15 protein-coding genes are annotated in these 15,491 nt (G+C 73.2%); 4 read left to right on the top strand and 11 right to left on the bottom strand.

Features of this window, described 5'->3' with window-relative positions; all coding sequences use genetic code 11:
* The coding region (locus MFF54_RS27825) for a hypothetical protein (protein WP_373321195.1) at positions 1-815 on the bottom strand (815 nt) is incomplete at its 3' end.
* A 257-nt stretch (positions 816-1,072) separates the two neighbouring features.
* Positions 1,073-2,179 (bottom strand): replication protein RepA, encoded by a 1,107-nt coding sequence (locus MFF54_RS18535; protein WP_238304295.1) that lies wholly within the window; start codon positions 2,177-2,179, stop codon positions 1,073-1,075.
* 654 nt (positions 2,180-2,833) lie between these two features.
* Here MFF54_RS18535 and mazG point away from each other — a divergent pair.
* Entirely contained in the window at positions 2,834-3,676 is an 843-nt protein-coding gene (gene mazG / locus MFF54_RS18530; protein WP_238304294.1) for a nucleoside triphosphate pyrophosphohydrolase, read from the top strand.
* A gap of 134 nt (positions 3,677-3,810) precedes the next feature.
* Here mazG and MFF54_RS18525 read toward each other — a convergent pair whose 3' ends face one another.
* The 4 genes from MFF54_RS18525 to pabB form a co-directional block, all read right to left on the bottom strand.
* Positions 3,811-4,215, bottom strand: coding sequence for a DoxX family protein (locus tag MFF54_RS18525; RefSeq protein WP_238304296.1), 405 nt, complete (start codon positions 4,213-4,215; stop codon positions 3,811-3,813).
* 23 nt (positions 4,216-4,238) lie between these two features.
* Complete coding sequence (locus MFF54_RS18520) at positions 4,239-5,090, bottom strand: aminotransferase class IV (RefSeq protein ID WP_238304293.1); 852 nt, start codon at positions 5,088-5,090, stop codon at positions 4,239-4,241.
* The gene (locus MFF54_RS18515; protein ID WP_238304292.1) at positions 5,077-5,688 is read right to left on the bottom strand and encodes an anthranilate synthase component II; all 612 of its coding nucleotides are present in this window, start codon (positions 5,686-5,688) and stop codon (positions 5,077-5,079) included. Before MFF54_RS18515 ends, MFF54_RS18520 begins: the two co-directional genes overlap by 14 nt.
* A 181-nt stretch (positions 5,689-5,869) precedes the next feature.
* A complete protein-coding gene (gene pabB / locus MFF54_RS18510; RefSeq protein ID WP_238304291.1) occupies positions 5,870-7,255 on the bottom strand; it encodes an aminodeoxychorismate synthase component I in 1,386 nt (461 codons plus the stop codon).
* A gap of 323 nt (positions 7,256-7,578) precedes the next feature.
* Here pabB and rimO point away from each other — a divergent pair, with 323 nt between their 5' ends.
* Complete coding sequence (gene rimO / locus MFF54_RS18505) at positions 7,579-8,949, top strand: 30S ribosomal protein S12 methylthiotransferase RimO (RefSeq protein ID WP_238304290.1); 1,371 nt, start codon at positions 7,579-7,581, stop codon at positions 8,947-8,949.
* A 13-nt stretch (positions 8,950-8,962) separates the two neighbouring features.
* Here rimO and MFF54_RS18500 read toward each other — a convergent pair whose 3' ends face one another.
* The 3 genes from MFF54_RS18500 to MFF54_RS18490 form a co-directional block, all read right to left on the bottom strand.
* Entirely contained in the window at positions 8,963-9,163 is a 201-nt protein-coding gene (locus MFF54_RS18500) for a hypothetical protein (protein WP_238304289.1), read from the bottom strand.
* An 81-nt stretch (positions 9,164-9,244) separates the two neighbouring features.
* The gene (locus MFF54_RS18495; RefSeq protein ID WP_238304288.1) at positions 9,245-9,874 is read right to left on the bottom strand and encodes a nicotinamidase; all 630 of its coding nucleotides are present in this window, start codon (positions 9,872-9,874) and stop codon (positions 9,245-9,247) included.
* 120 nt (positions 9,875-9,994) lie between these two features.
* Positions 9,995-10,969, bottom strand: coding sequence for a quinone oxidoreductase family protein (locus MFF54_RS18490; RefSeq protein WP_238304287.1), 975 nt, complete (start codon positions 10,967-10,969; stop codon positions 9,995-9,997).
* Positions 10,970-11,075: 106 nt separating this feature from the next.
* Between MFF54_RS18490 and MFF54_RS18485 the strand changes: the two genes are divergently transcribed.
* Entirely contained in the window at positions 11,076-12,032 is a 957-nt protein-coding gene (locus MFF54_RS18485; RefSeq protein ID WP_238304286.1) for a D-2-hydroxyacid dehydrogenase family protein, read from the top strand.
* Positions 12,033-12,183: 151 nt separating this feature from the next.
* Here the strand turns inward: MFF54_RS18485 and MFF54_RS18480 are convergent, their stop codons facing one another.
* Positions 12,184-12,528, bottom strand: coding sequence for a hypothetical protein (locus MFF54_RS18480; RefSeq protein ID WP_238304285.1), 345 nt, complete (start codon positions 12,526-12,528; stop codon positions 12,184-12,186).
* A 406-nt stretch (positions 12,529-12,934) separates the two neighbouring features.
* Positions 12,935-14,263: an AMP-binding protein gene (locus MFF54_RS18475; RefSeq protein WP_238304284.1), complete on the bottom strand. Its 1,329-nt coding sequence runs from the start codon at positions 14,261-14,263 to the stop codon at positions 12,935-12,937.
* Between the two features lie 398 nt (positions 14,264-14,661).
* Here MFF54_RS18475 and MFF54_RS18470 point away from each other — a divergent pair, with 398 nt between their 5' ends.
* Positions 14,662-15,423, top strand: coding sequence for an invasion associated locus B family protein (locus MFF54_RS18470; RefSeq protein ID WP_238304283.1), 762 nt, complete (start codon positions 14,662-14,664; stop codon positions 15,421-15,423).
* Positions 15,424-15,491: the final 68 nt, after the last annotated feature.

Below are 15,491 nucleotides of genomic sequence, written 5' to 3'. Positions count from 1 at the left end.
GCCCGGTCGTAGACGGCGTCGCCGAGGCGGCGCAGGGGACCGCCGGGGCCCGAGCGCTTCCACAGGCGGGTGTTGAGGGCGGCGACCGGATCCTGGCCCGGCACGCCGAAGCCGCGCGCCGCCAGATGTTCCAGGATCTCGCCCGCATGCATCGGCCGGCCCGCCTCGGCCAGCACTGCGACGGCCGCCTCGACCAGGGCCCGGCCGTAGCGCCGGGCGCCGGCCGGATCCTCCTCGAAGGAGACCGGCGGCGGCGGTCCCTCGGGCCCGGGGGACGGGGTGAAGGACCGATCAGGGGGCAGCCCGTGCGACGAAGAGCCGGTCGGCGGGACGGGCATCGCGGGACCGGGCGACGGCGCGACGGGGGACGGCGCGACGGGGGACGGGGCGAGAGGGGACGGACGGGCCGCGGGCGCGGCCCAGCTCCCTGACGCGCTCCGCGCCTCGCCCTTGGCCTCATCCCTGGCCTTGCCCGACGAACCGGCCGGGAACGGGGCCGGCGACACGGCCGGTCCGGAGTCCGGCGCCCGCGCCGTCCATCGCCGCGCCGGGGCACCGCCCTCCGGCCCCGTCGCCCCCGCCTCAGCGCGGTCCGGGTAGGCCGGCCCGGACGGACCGGGCGTGCCCGGATCGGCGTAGGCCCCCGCCGCCCCGGCTGCCGAGAGCGGATATCCGCCCGCCTCCCCGGCACCGGCCCGCAGGCGGCGGCCGAGCTCGAGGTAGAGCAGGTGGTCGGCGATCTCGCGGTCGATCGCCTCGCGGCGGCGGCGCAGCTCGGCGAGACGCGCCTCGATCTCAGCCTCTGACGGAACCATGCTCTGCCGCCTGACGGAACGCTATATTCCTTTTCCCTAACATGCCGGACTTTCTAAGGAAAGACAGTCGCTCTTCCATGGATTCCATTCCGTCCGAACGGGCATCGAAACGGGTCTGACGGAACACCCCGCGGGATTCGACGGGTTCGGCGCCGGGCAATCGACGGTTTGCGGGGCCGGACCGGCCGGGCGGCGGCTGAGGGAATGGGCGGGTCGGACGCCTGAAATATTCCGCATTTGGTCGGAATAGGCGGCTGTCAGCCCCGGGCTTTCATTCCCTTTGCCGTTCCCTTCGGCATTCCCTGGCGCGGCGGCACCAGCAGGGCGCCCGGATCGGCCGGCTGGAGCAGCAGGCCGGTGTCGTCGAGGCTCGCCGGCAGCTTCGGGAAGACCTCGCAGAGATGGGCGAGGTCGGCCTTGAACGCCTGCCGGAAGCTGCGGATGCTGGCGTTCTCGGCCCCGAACTGGCCGTGCAGGTTCGCCCAGGTCAGCCGCAGGGGCCGGGGCAGGGCGCGCAGGCGGTAGCCGAGCCAGAACAGCAGGTCGAGCTTGCGCGCCGAGCCCGAGAAGGCGCGCGCCGCCCGCACGTCGACGGGGAGCGCGTGGCGCACCAGCGTGTCGTAGAATTCCTGGTGGAACTGCACGGTGCGGGACCATGTCGGCCCCTCCCCGCCGCCTTGAGCGCGCCAGAGGTCGAGGCTGCGGAAGGGCGGCACGTTGAGCGTGCTCGCCTGCCCCTGCCCGTCCCAGAGGCCGATCTGCATCGAGCAGGCGGCCAGCCGGTGGACCTGCTCCTTGAACTGCCGGATGGTGCCGCGCTCGCCGCCGGTGACGGCGAAGCCCATCTCGCGCATGAAGCCCGAGAGCGAGTCCGCCACCGCCACGGTGGGGCTGCGCTGGCGCACGGCCTCGGTGCAGAGGTGCAGGAGCACGAGACGCGCCTTTGGGCCGTAGGGCAGCCCCTGCGGCTCCCAGGCGCCCGTGACCGGGTCCTTGAGGCGCCCGGCCACCAGGCTCAGGGAGTTGCGGCCGTAGGTGCGGGTGAACTCGCGCTCCGCGCCGGGATCCCGGTAGGGCAGGCCGCAGAGCGCCAGCACCGAGTGGATGTGCTGGAGGTTCTCGGGCGCCGTGGGCTCGTTCTCGATGACGAGGCGCACCGCGTCGCGGCGGCGCTGGTCGCGGCCCATCCGGGCACGGGCCTGCTCGCGAGCGTCCTCCACGGCCCGGGCGGCGTCCCGCTCGCGCTGGCGGTGCAGGATGTGCTCGACGATCTGCGCGAACAGGAAGCCGCCGCGCGCCGCCTCGACCTCTGCCAGGAGGTCGGCGTCGCGGATCAGTGCCAGCTTCTGCTCGATGCCCGTCACGTCGGAGGTCTGCGCGTCGCCAGGGGGTCGTCACCAGGGGTCGTCAGCGGGCAGGGGAACCCTGCCGTAACGAACCTGCATCGCACGAGTCGGCCCCCGCGAGTCTCGCACGAATCGCGGGGCGGGGCGGGTTGTCCCGGCAATCCACGCGATCCGCTACCCGCACTGCGGCAGCCCCCTCCCCGGCCGCCGGGCCCGGCCTGCGCAGAGTTCGATACGGGGTCCGGCTGGGCGCGCGTGCTGCGCAGAGTTCGATACGCCCCCGCGTCGCCGGTTTGTCCCCGTTCTGCACCGCCCGAGAGGGCATTCCACGCCGAATCGCATGCGCTCGGGCGCAGACTCCGATACGCCACCCCGGCAGGACCGCGCAGAATCCGATACGAAGGCCCGCAGAGTCGCATACGCATCCGCGCAGAGTCGGATGCGCGAACCGGTCTCAACCCCCTCTGCCACAAGCAAAATCCGCCACCCCCTATAACCTACAGAACTGACTCTCTGAGAATCCTTCCTGATACTTCTCCTAAGGGGTCCGTCCCTCCGTTCGCTCTGGAGAACGCCCTCGATCCCGTCCTCTTCCCAATGGAATTCAGGGAATAGGACGGGCTTGTCCCCAACCTGCCCCCTCTTTCCCACCGCGATCCGGAGCCCCTGCCGATGACCGAGACGCCGATGCGGACCCTGCTGCGGCTGATGGCCGAGCTGCGCGATCCCATCCGCGGCTGCCCCTGGGACGTCGCCCAGACACCCGCGAGCATCGCGCCCTACACGCTGGAGGAGGCCTACGAGGTCGCCGACGCGATCGAGCGGGGCGACATGGACGACCTGCGCGACGAGCTCGGCGACCTGCTGCTGCAGGTCGTGTTCCAGGCCCGCATGGCCGAGGAGGCCGGCGCCTTCGGCTTCGACGACGTGGCGTGCGCGATCGTCGCCAAGCTGATCCGGCGGCACCCGCACGTCTTCGACGGGGCAGGGCGCCTGCTGCCGGAGACTGCGCCCACCCGTGACCCGGAGGCGGTGACGCTGCTCTGGAACGCGATCAAGGCGCAGGAACGCGCCGAGAAAGCCGCCCGATCGGGCGTCCAGGCGCCGGTGGAGCCCCCTCCCCTGGCCGGCGTGGCGCTGGCGCTCCCCGCCCTGACCCGCGCGGAGAAGATCTCCCGCAAGGCCGCCGCCTACGGCTTCGACTGGGCGGAGGCCGCGCAGGTGATCGACAAGGTCCGCGAGGAGACCGACGAGGTGGCGGAGGCCCTGAGCAAGGGCGACCGGGACGCGCTCGCTGAGGAGATCGGCGACCTGCTGTTCTCGGTGGCCAACCTTGCCCGCCATGCCGGGGTGGATCCGGAGGCAGCCCTGCGCGCGGGCAACGCCAAGTTCGAGCGCCGCTTCACCGCAATGGCCGAGCAGCTAAGGACCTCAGGTTCATCGCTCGCCGAGAGCGATCTTGCGGCTATGGAGGCGGCCTGGTTGGCGGTGAAGCAGGCCGAGCGCGGTTCCTGAGAGGTCATGGATTCCAAAGGTCGAGACCTTTGGCGGGGTGCAGGATGGAACCCTGCATTTGGAACCCCCGCTCCGGCTTTGCCGGATCGGAGGTTCCAACCCAGGGCGCCGCCCCGGGGACCCTGCCGAAGGGTTCACACCCTTCGGGATCCCCGGACCGGCCAGTCGACCAGGCCGCCGGCCCAGAGCGCGGCCCAGACCAGGACCGGCTGAAAGGCGAGCCGCGGTCCGTGGTACCACCAGGAATCCGGGATCCCTGGGACCGCGATGTGGTCGAGAGCGTGTTTGAGATTCGCCGGGTAGACGCAGACCGCGTAGAGGGCGAGCCCGATCGCGGCGGCCCGGCGGAAGCGGCGGCCGAGGAGGGCCGCCGCGCCCGCGATCTCACAAAGGCCCGTCGCCAGGATCACGAACCGGGGCTCGGGCACCCAGTCCGGCATGATCGGCATCAGGAGGTCCGGCCGGGCGAGATGCACGGCGCCGATGCCGGCATAGAGGCCGGCGAGGGCGGTCCGCAGCCAGGCGCGCCCGTCCGCCACCGCCCGCCCCTGCCCGGCCGGCCTCACGCCGCGCGCCCGTCCGGCCCGGCGCAGGATGCGGTCACCCGCTCGGCCAGGGCCGCGACGAGGCGCGCGAGGCCCGGATGTTCGGGGCTCCCGAACGGCGTCTCGCCGATCGCCCGAACGGGCGCGATCAGCCGCAGCGAGTTCGTCAGGAACACGGCGTCGGCCGAGAGCAACTCGGGCAGCGCCAGGGAGCGCTCCTCCGGGTGCAGGCCCGCGCTTCCCGCCAGCGCCAGAACCTCCGCCCGCACGATGCCGGGGAGCACGCCGTCCGCGAGGGGCGGCGTGACGAGGCGGTCTCCGAGGATCCCGAACAGGTTGCCGGTGCCGGCGCAGGCGACCCGCCCGCGCGTGTTCAGGAACAGGGCCTCGTCGCAGCCGGCCGCCGCGGCGTCACGAGCGGCCAGCACGGCGTCGAGATAGGCGGGCGTCTTCAGGCGCGAGACCGGCGAGGTCTCGTTGCGGGCGATCCCGGTGACCCAGAGGCTCAGGGGCGCGAAGGCCAGCGCGGCCGCGCTCGGCGCCGCGGTGGCGTAGAGGAGGGGGTGCGGCTCGGCCGGCGGCTTCAACCCGCGCGGGCCGGTGCCCCGCGTCGCGGTGGTGCGGATCGCGAGCCGCGGGCCCGTCCCGGCGAGCGCCCGCATGGCGGCCCGCGCCCGGTCGGGATCGACGGAGAAGCCCAGCGTGTCGGCGCCCGCGACGAGGCGGTCAATATGGGCGTCCTCGAAGGCGACCCGTCCGTCGCGGGCGAGCGCGGTGTCGAATACCGCGTCGCCGAGGCCGAGGCCCCGGTCGGTGAGGTCGAAGGGTGCGACCGTCTCCGCTTGCAGCTTTCCGTCAAGCCACAGCATCGGTGGTCCGCCGGTCCTTCGCCCAAGTGCGGGCGAGGTCGAGGAAGTTCGCGAACAGGGCGTGGCCGTCTTCCGTGAGCACCGATTCCGGGTGGAACTGGATGCCGTAGGTCGGGTGCTCCCGGTGGGAGAGAGCCATCACCTCCCCTTCCGTGGAGCGGGCGTCGACCGCGAGGTGGCGCTCCATGCCGGGCTCGGGCCGGACCACCAGGGAGTGGTAGCGCCCGACCTGCATGGGGGCCGGCAGGCCGCGGAACAGGCGCTCGCCCGCGTGGTCGACCGGGGTGGCCTGCCCGTGTAGCGGGCGGATCGCCCGCTCGACCGTGCCGCCGAAGGCCGCGCCGATCGCCTGGTGGCCGAGGCAGACGCCGAGGATCGGCAGGTGGCCGGAGAGCTCGCGGATCGCCGGCAGCGAGATCCCGGCCTCGGCCGGGGTGCAGGGGCCGGGCGAGACGACGAGGGCGTCGGGTTCGAGCGCGCGCAGGCCCGCCACGTCGAGGGCGTCGTTGCGCACGACGCGGACCGTCTCGCCGAGCTCCTCGATGTAGCGGACGACGTTGAAGACGAAGGAGTCGTAGTTGTCGAGCACGAGGATCATGGCCGCGACCTCCGTGGGTCATGGGATCCCCAAGGGCCAAGGCCCTTGGGCGGGGTCCCGGGGCGCGAGCCCCGGGTTTCGGCTCCCTCGCCCTGGCTTTGCCAGGGCGAGGGAGCCGACAGCAGGGCTCTGCCCTGCACCCGCCAAAGGTCTCGACCTTTGGAATCCGTGACCGTCGCCCTCACGCGGGCGCCCTCCCCCCGAAGGCCTCGAACACCCGCGAGGCCTTGGCCAGGGTCTCGTCGTATTCCGGGCCGGGCTCCGAGAGCAGCGTGATGCCGCCGCCCGCCTGGAGCACCGCCGTGCGGTCGTCCATGAAGACGGTGCGGATGGCGATCGAGGTGTCGAGCGCCCCGTCGAAGCCGATCCGGCCGATCGCGCCGCAGTAGAGCTCGCGCGCGTCGCCCTCGATCTCGGTGATGATGTCCATGGCGCGGATCTTCGGGGCCCCGGTGATCGAGCCGCCCGGGAAGGTGGCGGCCACGAGGTCGAGGGCGTCGAGGCCGTCCCGGAGCGTCCCGGTGACCACCGAGACCAGATGGTGAACGCCCGCGTAGGTTTCCAGACCGCACAAGGTCGGGACCCGCACGCTGTGGGCCTCGCAGACCCGCGACAGGTCGTTGCGCAGGAGGTCCACGATCATGATGTTCTCGGCCCGCTCCTTCGGGTTCTGCCGGAGCGCCTCCGCCACGGCCGCGTCGGCCGCGGGGTCGGGCAGGCGCCGGGCCGTGCCCTTGATCGGCCGGGTCTCGACCGCGCGATTCGCGAGCTTCAGGAAGCGCTCGGGCGAGCTGGAGGCGACGGTGAGCCCCTCGAAAGCCAGATAAGCGCCGAAGGTGGCGGGGTTGGCCGCCCGCAACGCGCGGTAGAGCGCGAAGCCGTCGAACCCCGCCGGCAGGTCCGCGCTGAAGCGCTGGGCGATGTTGGCCTGGTAGATGTCGCCGGCCCGGATGTAGTCGCGCACCCGCTCCACCGCCGCCTCGTAGCCCGCGCGGGTGAAGTTCGAGCGCCAGTCGAGCGCCGGGACGGGGGCGGGGACCTCGTCCGGGACCCCCTGCCCCAGCAACGCGGCGAAGTGCGCCAGGCGCGCCTCGGCGCGGGCCGCGCGGGCGCCCTCCCCCGTCTCCGGGAAGCCCGTGGCGACGAGCCGGCAGGTGCCGGACGCGTGGTCGATCACCAGCGCCGTGTCGTAGAGGTTGAAGGCGATGTCGTCGGTCAGCCCGGCCCGGCGGGGAGGTCGTGCCACGCGCTCCAGCGCCTGCCCCAGATCGTAGGCGAAGTAGCCGATCGCCCCGCCCGGGAAGATCCCGTCCGCTGGGCGGTCGATCCGCCAGGGCGCGAGGGCGGCGCGCAGGGCCTCGATCGGGCCGCCCGGCACCGGGCGGCCATCGAGGGTGGCGCGGCCCTCGCGGAAGCGGAAGCGCCCGAACGGGTCGGCGGCGACGATCGAGTGCCGGCCGAGCGTCGCGTGCGGCATCGCGCTGTCGAGGAAGGCGAGCCCCGGCAGGTGCCGCAGCCGCGCCGCCGCCGCGGCGGGATCGCAGAACGGGATCTCACGGGTCCACATGCGCGTCGCGTCTCGTCTCCGAATGGGCCGGCCTCTCGCGTCCGGTCTCCGCCGGGACACGCCTCGCACAGGCGGTGCCGCGGGGGAAGCGGGAACGGCGTCACCCTGCCCTGCCGGGTGCGGGCGCCGGCCTCCACCGCGCGGGTTCCGCGCCCGCCCCATCGGAGGGGCTTGCCGCCCGCATGGGAGCCCTCCCGCCTCCGGGCTCGCAACCGGCGCGCGATGCCTGTATAGGGGCGAACGATTCCAGATTTCACGCGATTCAGAAGCGCGGCGCGGGCCCTCGGGAGCCACGCGGGCCCGCGCCGCCGTTTGGACCCGCCATGACCGCCTCCCCTGCCCCCACCAAGTCGCCTACCCTCGAGTCCCCTGCCCCCTCGAAGGCCGGCGCGCCGCGGATCTCCTTCGTCTCCCTCGGCTGCCCGAAGGCGCTGGTCGATTCCGAGCGGATCCTCACCCACCTGCGGGCGGAGGGCTACGAGCTCGCGCGCAAGCACGACGGGGCGGACGTCGTCATCGTCAACACCTGCGGCTTCCTTGATTCGGCCAAGGCCGAGTCGCTGCAGGCGATCGGCGACGCCATGGCGGAGAACGGCCGGGTCATCGTCACCGGCTGCATGGGCGCGCAGCCCGAGGAGATCCGCGAGAAGTACCCGAACCTGCTCGCGGTGACCGGCCCGCAGGCCTACGAGTCGGTGGTCGCCGCGGTGCACGAGGCGGTGCCGCCGGCCCACGACCCGTTCCTCGACCTGATCCCGCCGCAGGGCGTCAAGCTCACGCCGCGGCACTACGCCTATCTGAAGATCTCGGAGGGCTGCAACAACCGCTGCACCTTCTGCATCATCCCGTCCTTGCGCGGCGACCTCGTCAGCCGCCCGGCCGGCGACGTGCTGCGCGAGGCCGAGAAGCTGGTCAAAGCCGGCGTCAAGGAGCTGCTCGTCGTCTCGCAGGACACCAGCGCCTACGGCATCGACACCCGCTACGCCGCGAGCCCCTGGCGCGACCGGGAGGTGCGGGCCCGCTTCTACGACCTCGCTGCGGCGCTCGGCGAGCTCGGCGCCTGGGTGCGCCTGCACTACGTCTACCCCTACCCGCACGTGGACGAGGTCATCCCGCTGATGGCCGAGGGCAAGGTGCTCCCCTACCTCGACATGCCGCTGCAGCACGCGAGCCCCTCGGTGCTCAAGCGCATGCGCCGGCCGGGCAACCAGGAACGCCAACTGGAGCGCATCCGGCGCTGGCGCGAGACCTGTCCGGATCTGGCCATCCGCTCGACCTTCATCGTCGGCTTCCCCGGAGAGACCGAGGCCGAGTTCGAGGAGCTTCTGGCCTGGATCCGCGAGGCGAAGCTCGAGCGGGTCGGCTGCTTCACCTACGAGCCCGTGAAGGGCGCGCCCGCCAACGACCTCGCCGCGGCGGTGCCGCCCGAGGTTCAGCAGGAGCGCAAGCGCCGCTTCATGGAGGCGCAGCAGGGCGTGGCCCTGCGGCTGCAGAAGCAGAAGGTGGGTCGGCGTCTGCCGGTGATCATCGACTCGGTCGGCGGCAACGTGGCGGTCGGGCGCACCAAGTACGACGCGCCCGAGATCGACGGCAGTGTCCACGCGAGCTTCCGCCGCCCGGTGCGCCCGGGCGACATCGTCACGGTGAAGATCGAGGACGCCGACGCCTACGACCTGCGCGGCAGCGTGGTCTGACGCACGGCCCGCCTCAGGCGTTCTTGCGCGGGCGGTGGTTCGGGTCGACGCCGCCCTCGGGGGTGGTCTCGTTCTCGACATCGCCCTCGAAGGTCGAATCCGCCTCCAGGTCCTTCGGGTCGCCGCCCGTCATGCCCTTCGAGGTGCCGATGCCGGGATTGCCCTTGAGGTCGGCGTCGCTCGGCGTCTCGGTCTTGGCGTGCTTCGTCGACATGGAGCCTCCTGTCCGGTTGTCGGAGGTCAACGCGGGCCGCGCGGGCCGGTCACGGCGCTGCGGCCGTTCGCCCCGATCGCTTCAGGCGATGTCGGCGAGCCGTACCCGCCCGATGCCGGCCGCCTCCATGCGGGCCCAGGCGGCGGCGACCGAGCCGTCCCGGTCGATGCCGCGCACGGCGTCCTCGACCACCACGGCCTCGAAGCCGGCCGCGCGGGCGTCGAGCGCGCTCCAGGCGACGCAGAAATCGGTGGCGAGGCCGCAGAGCACGACCCGGGTGAAGCCGCGCTCGCGCAGGTAGCCGGCGAGGCCGGTGCGGGTGGTGCGGTCGGCCTCCAGGAAGGCCGAGTAGCTGTCGACGGCGTGGGTGTAGCCCTTGCGGATCACCAGTTCCGCCCGGGCGACGTCGAGGCCCGGCGCGAAGGCGACGCCGGGCGTGCCCTGCACGCAGTGCTCCGGCCAGAGCACCTGGGTGCCGTAGGGCATCGCGACCGTGCCGAAGGGCTCCGCGTCCGGGTGGCTGGTGTGGAAGGAGGCGTGCCCGGCCGGGTGCCAGTCCTGGGTCAGCACCGCGTGGGGAAAGCGCGCCAGCAGCGCGTTGCAAGGTCCGACGACGGCGTCGCCCTCGGGGACGGCCAGGGCGCCGCCGGGCAGGAAGTCCACCTGCACGTCCACGACGAGCAGGACGTCGGTCTCGCGCACGCTCAGCATGGGACTGCCCCCAAAGTCCTGGGATTCCCAAGGGCCAAGGCCCTTGGGCGGGTCCGGGCGGAGCCCGGCATCCTTGCCCGGTGGTCCGACCCGGGATCCAAGGATCCCGGGCTCGCAGGATCAGGGCAGCATCACGGTGGAGCCGGTGGTCTCGCGGCCGGCGAGATCGCGGTGCACGGCTTGCGCCTCGGAGAGCTTGCGCTGCGCGTGGACCGGGATCTTCACGGCCCCGCTCGCGACGACGCCGAACAGGTTCCTGGCCATCTCCTCCAGCACCGGACGCTGGCTCGCGAAGGTGAAGAGCGTCGGCCGCGTGACGTAGAGCGAGCCGCGCGGGGCGAGGAGCCCCAGGTCGAGGCCCGAGATCGCGCCCGAGGCCGAGCCGAAGCTCGCGAGCAGGCCCAGCGGCGCGAGGCTGTCGAGGGAGCCCATCAGGGTCGCCTGGCCGACACCGTCGTAGACCACCGGCACGCCCTTGCCGTCCGTCAATTCACGGACGCGCTTGGCCACGTCCTCCTCGCGGTAGAGGATGACGTGGTCGCAGCCGTGCTGACGCGCCAGCTCCGCCTTCTCGGCCGAGCCAGCGGTGCCGATCACGGTGGCGCCGAGGTGCTTGGCCCACTGGCAGGCGATGAGGCCGACGCCGCCCGCGGCCGCGTGGAACAGGATCGTGTCCCCGGCCTTCACCTTGTAGGTGCGGTGGAGCAGGTACTCGGCGGTGAGGCCCTTCAGCATCATCGCGGCGGCGGTGGCGTCGTCCACGCCCTCCGGGATCAGCACGCAGCCGGCGGCCGGCACGATCATCTCCTCGGCGTAGCTGCCTTCCGCCGAGGCCGTCGCGACCCGGTCGCCGACCTTGAACCCGGTGACGCCCTCGCCGACCGCGTCGACGAGGCCCGCGCCCTCCTTGCCGGGCGTGAAGGGCAGCTGGGCCGCCTTGTAGGCGCCCGAGCGGAAATAGATGTCGATGAAGTTCACGCCGATCGCCGTGAGCTTCACCCGGATCTGGCCGGGGCCGGGCTCGCGCCGCTCGACATCCTCGTAGGCCATCACCTCGGGACCGCCGTACTCGTGAACCCGGATCGCCTTGGGCATCGTGTCGTCCTCGGATCAGTTTCCCCCGCGCCCGAGATAACGGACGCCGCGCCGGGCGCAATGGTATCTCCCTGCATACCCCCGCATCCCCTCTGAGGAGACCCGCATGAAGACCTGCCTGATCCTCGACGACTACCAGGACGCGGCCCGGCACTTCGCCGACTGGGACCGACTCCGCGACCGCGTCGCCGTGACCGCGCTGCGCGAGACGATCACCGACCCGGACGCGCTCGTGGCCCGGATCGGTGCGGCCGAGATCCTGGTGATCATGCGGGAGCGCACGCCCTTTCCGGCCGCCCTGCTGGCGCGGCTGCCGCGGCTCGAACTCCTCGTCACCAGCGGGATGCGCAACGCCGCGATCGACCTCGCCGCGGCGGAACGGCAGGGCGTCACGGTCTGCGGCACGGCGAGCCATCCGGCGCCCCCGGCCGAGCTGACCTGGGCGCTGATTCTCGCCCTCGCCCGCCGGGTCGTCCCGGAGAGCGCGGCCTTGCGGGCCGGCGGCCCCTGGCAGTCCAGCGTCGGCACGGATCTGGCGGGCGCCCGGCTCGGCATCGTGGGCCTGGGCAAGATCGGCACCCGGATCGCGCGGGTGGCCCGGGCCTTCGACATGGAGGTCGCGGCCTGGAGCCCGAACCTCACGGACGCGCGGGCGGCGGCGGCGGGGGTGCGGCGGGCCCCTTCCAAGGAAGCCCTGCTGGCGGAAAGCGACGTCGTCACGCTTCACCTCGTCCTGTCGGAGGCGACGCGCGGCATCATCGGGGCCGAGGATCTCGCCCGGATGAAGCCTTCTTCCTTCCTGGTGAACACCGCCCGTGCCGGCCTCGTCGATCAGGCGGCCCTCGTCCGGGCGCTCGCGGAGAACCGCATCGCGGGCGCGGGGCTCGACGTCTTCGAGACCGAGCCGCTGCCCACCGACAGCCCGTTCCGCACCCTGCCGAACGTGCTGGCGCTGCCCCATCTCGGCTACGTGAGCGAGGCCAACTACCGGACCTACTTCGCGGAGGCGGTCGAGGACATCGAGGCCTGGCTCGGCGGTGCGCCGGTGCGGGTGCTCGGCTGAGGCGAGCTTCCCCGCCGCGCGACCGCGCGGGCCTGTGCGCGACGGCACGGCGCAGGGATGCGGCGACGTCTAGACCCACCGTGTCGAAGCGCTGTCGCGCGGATGCCATCATCCGCGTCTAGAAGGCGGATGACGACCGAATCGGGCGCCCCTAGCGCTCCGGCTCCTGCAGCACGTAGGCGCCGATGCGACTCTGGAGGTCGACCGGACCGCCGGAGCGGCGGGTGCGGCTCGCGTCGATGTCGATGATCGGGATGCCCCGGTCGCGCAGCTGGTGCCGCAGACGCTCGGCGCGGCGCCGATACTCGGCGTCGCGGCTGGAGGAGGCTTGGAGCAGGACCGCGGCCGGCCGCGCGATGACCGCGAGGACGTCGTCGGCCGCCTCGAGCGAGGCCGTGACGCTGGCGTAACCGAGCTCGGCCAGTTCGCCCGCGAGTGAGTGGTCGACGGCGCGGACGCCGTCATCGACCACCAGCACTTGTTGCAGCGCACCCATAAGCTTAAGCGGTATCCTATCGTGTGCCTCATGGGAAGAGGCCCGCGGCGATAACTTGCGGCGGCGCGAATTGGTTCGCCGGCAAGTTTGCACTGCGAAGATAGGGCGGTCCACCTGAGCGGTCCATGAACCGCGCCGAACGCCGTGCCAGGCCGAGCCTCCGATAGATCCGTGGTGCGCGAGGATCCGGGCGCAACCGCCTGCCCCGCTTCGCGGAAACCCGTGTCCGGCATCGATGCCGGCTGATCGACCGAGACCGCTCTCGATCCTTTCTCGATCCGCCGCGCCCGCACGGCCGGCCCGTGCGGATGCATCCGAAAAAGTCGGCACCTGCCGGAGCGTCGGTCCCCTCCCGAGCTGGCCCGAATCGCTGGGCCGGCACCGGTCGTTAGGCCGGCACCGGTCGTTAGGCCGGCACGAGACCGGTCGCCGTCCCGGCTAGCAGGGTGGCGCGGTAGGGGACCGGACGCCAATCCTCCGCCTCGGGCAGGGCCGGTGCGCCGTCGCGGATCGGGCCGGCCCGGCAGGCGGTGCCGCGCAGGGTCAGGTCGCCGTCCGCGCTGCAGCGCAGCTCCATCAGCCCGGCCGGCAGCGCCGTGCCGGCTGGGTCGGCGAGCGCCAGGGCGATGTCGTCGGCCCCGCGGGCGCGGCTGAGCAGCGCCTCCTCGTCGAGGGCGAGCGCGTCGACGATGCGGGGCCCGTTGAGGCGGCCGGACCGGAGCTGGCGCGCGGTCAGCCGGGCCGGGGCCCGGTGGGCGAGCGTCAGCGAGCGCAGGCCGTCCAGCGGCAGCTCGCGCAGGGCGGTCTCCAGGAAGGCGGGTGCGGTCAGGTGGAGCCCGTGAAAGTCGCGGGCCCCGTGGGGGGCCGCTGAGCCGAGCGCCGTCCGCAGGGCGGCGGCGTCGAGCACTGGCATGCAGGCGAGGGTCGCGCCCGAGACCAGGGCAGCGCCGAGCCCGGTGGCGAGGCCGCGCAGGTCGTCGGGCGGCAGCAGGGTGAGCAGGCGCTCGCCCGGACCGATTCGGGCGGCGGCGAGGTGCACGGCCACCGCTGCGAGCAGCGCCTCGCCCGGACGGTAGACCGGGCGGGCGGGATCGCGCCCGGCAAAGCTCACGAGACCGCGGGCGGGGGGCGGCGCCTCTGCCGGGCCGGTCCCGCGCTCCAGCGCCAGGGCGTCGAGGTTGATAACCCCATCGGGCACGTCCGGGCCGAAGGCGGCGAGAAAGCGCAGGGCGAAGTGCTGCAGGGCGACCCGGCACAGGATCTCGGCCGGGCGGCGGGCGCCGAGGCGCGTCTGGGTCAGCACCGCCGGGATCCCCGCGGCCTCGACGGCGGCCAGCACCTGCGCCTCCTCCCAGGCGGCGGGCATCGGGCAGGCGACGTGTCCGGCGGCCTCCACGGCGAGGTGGGCGACGAGGGCTTCGCTGCTGCCCGCGAACCAGAGGCCGATCCGGCTGCCCGGCGCGAGGCGCCAGGAGCGGATGCCGCGGGCGAGCCGGGCGACGATCTCGGCGGCCGCGCCGTAGGTCCAGGTCATGCCGGGCCGGCCGCTCCAGCCGGGCTTGTCGCCGAGATCGGTGAAGGCGGCCCGGGCCGGATGGGCGGCAGCGGTGGCGCGCAGCAGCCCCGCGAGGCCGGAGCTGGGCGGAGGCAGAGAGATGGCGGGCGTCGGCCCTCGCCCGGCCGCCTGATCGGGCAGGGACGTCTCGCGCCGGAACGCCGTGGCCTGCGCCTGCACCTGTCGTCTCCCTCGGCGACGCGACGGACCCGTCGCGAGTTGCCATCGATGCCCCGGCATGGTTAACGGCGCGCTAACGCGCCGACGCGTCCCCGGACCTTCCTGGACCTTCCCTGGATCTCCGGTGCCGCGGCGCCGGTGTCATGCCTTCGCCTCAATCGGCGGGAAAGCAGGCCGCCCGGTCGCCCCGGGCGAGCGGCGAGCCCGCCGGGTCGGGCGCGACACGCATGGCGCCGGCCGAGGTTCGGCCGGACGGTTCCCCCGCCGGGGCGCGGACGGGAGCCGGGCCGGCGACGGCCTCGGCGCCGCGAGGTTCCACGGTCCCGCGTCACGACACGGCCTCGTCATCCGGCGAGGCGCGCAAGAAGCCAAGCGAAACCCAGAGGGGTCAGAAGACGATGCCGTTCGCCACCCGCCCTGCGCATCTGATGCGCGCCGCCGCCATCGTCGCGATCGCGGGCCTCGCCGGGCCGGCGCTCGCCCAGCCGAAGAAGCCGGCGGCCCCCGCGGCGCCCGCCCCCGCTGCCCCGGCGCCGACCGCGCCCACCAACCAGACGGCGCAGACGCAGGGCAACGGCCCGCAGATCATCAACGTGAAGTCGGAGCCGGGCCAAGCCGACTGGACCAAGGTCTGCGGCAAGGATCAGGGCTCGGGCACCGACATCTGCTACACCACCCGCGACTTCGTCTCCGACCAGGGTCAGCCGGTGCTCGCGGCGGCCGTCTACGAGATGAAGAACCCGCAGACGAAGCAGGAGGTGCGCGTGGTGCGCTTCCTGCTGCCGCTGGGCCTGCTCCTGCAGCCGGGCATCCGCTTCAACGTGGACGGCCAGCAGGCGACGCCGGGCAAGTTCGCGGTCTGCTTCCCGAACGGCTGCTTCGCGGAGGCCGGCGCCGTCGAGGCCGGCCTGCTCGGCGCGATGAAGAAGGGCACCACGCTCAACGTCTCGGTGCAGAACCAGACCCAGCGCGAGGTCACCTTCGCGGTGCCGCTGGCCGGTTTCGGCAAGGCCTTCGACGGCCCGGCCATGGACCCGAAGGTGCTGGAAGAGCAGCAGAAGAAGCTTCAGGCCGAGTTGGAGAAGCGCTCCGAGGAGATGCGCAAGAAGCTCGAGACCGAGAAGGGCGCTGCCGCCGCGCCCGCTGCGCCGAAGCCGTAAGGCTCTCGGACGGGACGCCCCCGCCGCGCGCGGGGGCGGACATCGTTGCCGACATGAAAAAGGCCGGG

The sequence above is a fragment of the Methylobacterium gregans genome (assembly GCF_022179245.1).
GTDB classification, from domain to species: Bacteria; Pseudomonadota; Alphaproteobacteria; order Rhizobiales; family Beijerinckiaceae; genus Methylobacterium; species Methylobacterium gregans.
Note: the sequence above shows the minus strand (reverse complement) of the source record. Positions and strands in the feature narration are given on the sequence as shown.